This window comes from Lysinibacillus sp. (assembly GCF_032093475.1).
Taxonomy (GTDB): Bacteria; Bacillota; Bacilli; order Bacillales_A; family Planococcaceae; genus Lysinibacillus; species Lysinibacillus irui.
The window spans coordinates 6,988-10,740 of sequence record NZ_DAMDAY010000116.1 but is presented as its reverse complement, the minus strand read 5'-3'; the positions used below and the strand labels follow the sequence as shown (position 1 = coordinate 10,740).

4 protein-coding genes are annotated in these 3,753 nt (G+C 37.4%); 1 reads left to right on the top strand and 3 read right to left on the bottom strand.

All coding sequences use genetic code 11. The features are described from left to right. A partial coding sequence (gene hemE / locus RT445_RS19205; protein WP_313471324.1) for a uroporphyrinogen decarboxylase occupies nucleotides 1-863 on the bottom strand: 863 nt, incomplete at its 3' end. A 286-nt stretch (nucleotides 864-1,149) separates the two neighbouring features. On the opposite strand from hemE, the gene RT445_RS19200 reads away from it, so the two are divergent. Then, nucleotides 1,150-1,668, top strand: a complete 519-nt coding sequence (locus tag RT445_RS19200; RefSeq protein ID WP_274794422.1) for an antibiotic biosynthesis monooxygenase family protein — start codon at nucleotides 1,150-1,152, stop codon at nucleotides 1,666-1,668. A gap of 79 nt (nucleotides 1,669-1,747) precedes the next feature. Here RT445_RS19200 and RT445_RS19195 read toward each other — a convergent pair whose 3' ends face one another. Next, nucleotides 1,748-2,929, bottom strand: coding sequence for an ABC transporter permease (locus RT445_RS19195; protein WP_274794423.1), 1,182 nt, complete (start codon nucleotides 2,927-2,929; stop codon nucleotides 1,748-1,750). After that, nucleotides 2,913-3,662: an ABC transporter ATP-binding protein gene (locus tag RT445_RS19190; protein WP_274794424.1), complete on the bottom strand. Its 750-nt coding sequence runs from the start codon at nucleotides 3,660-3,662 to the stop codon at nucleotides 2,913-2,915. The genes RT445_RS19195 and RT445_RS19190 overlap by 17 nt, the downstream gene beginning before the upstream one ends. Between the last annotated feature and the right edge of the window lie 91 nt (nucleotides 3,663-3,753).

The window sequence follows — 3,753 nt, the reverse complement described above, 5'->3', positions numbered from 1 at the left end:
AGAGATGGGTCTAAGTTACCTTGAACAGGTTTTGTAATGCCATTTGCACGTGCCTCTTTAATAGGTAAACGCCAGTCTAAGCCAACAACATCAATCGGTAAATCATTCCATTCTTTTGCTAAATGGCTAGCACCGACACCAAATTGAATTAATGGCACATTTTCTTTTTGCAACTCTGCAAAAATTCGCGTCATAATTGGTTTTATAAACACACGGTAATCTTCAACATTTAAAGCACCAACCCAAGAATCGAAGACTTGTATTGCTTTTGCACCTGCTTTAATTTGAGCAGTTACATCTGCAATAATCATATCAGCTAGTTTATCCATTAATGCAAACCATGCTTGAGGTTCTGATACCATAAATGATTTTGTCTTATTATAGTTTTTTGACGGACCGCCTTCAATCATGTAGCTTGCAAGTGTAAATGGTGCGCCAGCAAAACCGATTAAAGGAACATTTAATTGCTCTTCTGTCAGCAACTTAATCGTTTCTAATACAAAGGGTGTATGCTCTTTAGCATTAAATTCACCTAATTTTTCTACATCCGCAACTGAACGAATAGGATTTGAAATAACAGGACCAACGCCTGCTTTGATTTTTACATCTATCCCAATGCCAGGAAGAGGTGTGACAATATCTTTGTATAAAATAGCAGCATCGACATTGTAATTTTCTACAGGTAGACGAGTGACATACGCACATAGCTCAGGTTGATGTGTAATTTCCTCTAAGGAATATTTTTCTTTTATAGCACGGTATTCTGGCTGTGAACGTCCTGCCTGACGCATATACCATACTGGCGTGTGTGCTGTCCTTTCTCCACGTGCAGCTCGCAGAAGTGTATCATTAAAAGTTGTCATGAAATTTCCTTCCCCTCAAAAAATCATTTTTCTCCTTTATACCTGTTGTTTCACTTTCGGTACAAAAAATATTTGGTGAATCAAGTTAAAAATGTCTTGTTTATTCCTTTATTATTGATATCCGTTTCCAATAGTAAACGCTTCCTCTGTTATTGTATAGTTTTCCTAGTGAAATGTCATAAAATTGTTCTTTCTCGGCAGATTCTTTTTGGTCAAAGCGTTAGACTTATGCTTAAAAGGGTATAATCACGCTATAATTAATAAGATTCATAAGGAGGATAAATTGATGTATATTTATTTAACTTCTGGTACTGGTGATTTTTTAGAACAGGTAAAAAATAAGTATCCAAATGAGCATATGATCTTAATCCACGGAGACGGAAACTCTGTCTTGATACATGAAACAGAAGGAAAAACAGTGTTTGCAACGCCTCGTAAATTCGAAGTTTTGGATTCAGTAAATGACCTAGAGGAACGAGGCTTCTTTGTTTTTAATAATATTCCTGTGACAGACGAGGGACGTCCTGTATTCGAACACCGCTTTTTAGAGCGTTCGCGAGCCATTGAGGAGGAGCCGGGCTTTGTTGCCTTCCGTTTATTAAGACCCATCAAGAGTGATACTTACATTGTCATGACACAATGGAATGGGCCACATTCATTTGAAGCATGGAAGAGTTCTAAAGCCTTTGAAAATGCCCATGCTAAAAAAGATGATTCAACTGGAGTACGCCAGCAGAACATCTTTTCAGCAGCTTCTTATGTAACAACCTATAGCGCAATACCGAAGGAAGAAGATTCACAATAAGCCTAAATAATTAAAAGCTCATTTATCCAACAATAGCATTGGGTGAATGAGCTTTTTAATTTATCAATAGTATTCTATTCTACTTAGAAACCTTCGATGTCAATTCACTAATAACCAAAACAACGATGACAGTAATATAAAACATTGGTTGTGTCATTGCACATAAGCCCACAATAATAGCTTGTGTAATCATTGCTAAACGCACAACCTGCTTCACAGCTAATGGACGGGCATTATCGGGTAATGGATAGAGCATATCCATTCGAAATTCACCGCTTGATAGTAATGCTTGCTTTAACTGAATGGTTGTCGCAAAGCTCAGTGCACCAGCAGCAATCCATGTAACGACAGGAATGTCTACAAATGCAGCAATGATTGCTGAAATAGCTGTAAGACGAAGCCATAAATAGAAATGGTCATCTGTTCGAACAAAGGTACGAAATACCAGATACTTTTGAGCATTGCCCTTACCGTATGGTACAAATTTATAGAGCCAGTCCATCCAACTACGGCGACGGATGCTTCCATGTAAATGGGGTACGTCTGTAAAATAATTAGCAAAACGGTAAAAGCTCATCATACGATTCTGTTCAAGCTTTACAAAATGTTCATAAGGCACAGGTTCACCGGTCGATTTTTTTCTAAAGACAATGATATAAATAACGCTGATAACTGTAACGACTACTGCTAATAGGAGCTGAGCATGGAGTCCCAAATAGATTGCAGCTGCAAATACGATAGCTCGAATAAGCCTGTCCACCCAGACCATATTGCCTCGTTCACTATAACGATAGTTGAATTCTCCTTGAACACTTATATATTTCAAAACAATGACAAGTAAAAATACTGTCCATATGTCGATCGTTGTTAATTCCGTTACTGCTTTTAATAATGGAATACAAACAATATAGACAATCGCTACTATCCACACTTGAGACCAATAAGTCCAAGCCAATGCCTTATTAAAATACTGTGATATTTTTGATTCTAAAGGCAATAGGTATACTTGGTCTGGCTCTCTCAAGAGCGTAGTAGGGCGGCTAAAGGCCAATAAAATCCCTACGATTAGAGCAATGATGATTTCTGCTGGAAAGTCTGTTTGTACAACTTTCAGCCATTCACTATATTGATAGCCCCCTGCTCCAATAAGAAAAACAAGTACAATCGCAATATGCCCTGTAAATATAAATTGCATATATTTTTGTACTTCTCCTATATAATGCATGAAGCGAGAGGACCATACATCACGCAAGTTCTTCATGGTCCCGCTCCTTTGTCATGGCAATATAGAGATCGTCCAATGTCGCATTCGGCATTGCAAACGATTTGCGTAAATCAGCCATTGTTCCCTGCGCTCGAACTCTTCCTTCGTGCAATAAAATAATTCGATCACAATGCTTTTCAGCTGTCGATAGTATGTGTGTAGACATTAATATAGAAGCACCTTCTTTTTTCTTTTCATCCATCTGGTCTAATAATGATTGAATACCTAGGGGATCTAAGCCCACAAAAGGCTCATCAATAATATAAAGACTTGGATTCACTAAAAAGGCACACATAATCATGACTTTTTGACGCATTCCCTTTGAAAAATGCGAAGGGAACCAATTTAATCTTTTCTCCATTCGAAATTCTTTTAATAGCACCTCTGAACGAGCATCAAGGGTTGCCTTATCAATACCATATGCCATCGCTGTTAACTCTAAATGCTCTCTTAATGTAAGCTCATCATATAGCACAGGGGTTTCGGGAATATAGGAAAAGGCTGTTCGATACTTGTCCGTATCTTCTTTTAATGTTACCCCGTTTAGTCGAATGTCCCCTTCCTTTGGTAACATTGTTCCTATAATATGTTTAATTGTTGTACTTTTACCAGCTCCATTTAAACCGATTAAGCCAACTAATTCCCCTTTTCCAATAGTAAAAGATAAATCTTTAATAACAGGTTTTCTAGTATATCCACCCGTCACATGCTGTACCTCTAATACTGACATATCCTCACTCCTCTTCTTGTTTTATATTTTATCAAAAATTAGCAAATGATACAGGTTTGAGTATGATAGAATGTATTTACACATACGTTAA

What these genes read in the sequence shown, in the direction of transcription:
- RT445_RS19200 (WP_274794422.1), top strand. Translation starts at nt 1,150, where the DNA reads ATGTATATTTATTTAACTTCTGGTACTGGTGATTTTTTAGAACAGGTA.
- RT445_RS19195 (WP_274794423.1), bottom strand. Translation starts at nt 2,929, where the DNA reads ATGAAGAACTTGCGTGATGTATGGTCCTCTCGCTTCATGCATTATATA.
- RT445_RS19190 (WP_274794424.1), bottom strand. Translation starts at nt 3,662, where the DNA reads ATGTCAGTATTAGAGGTACAGCATGTGACGGGTGGATATACTAGAAAA.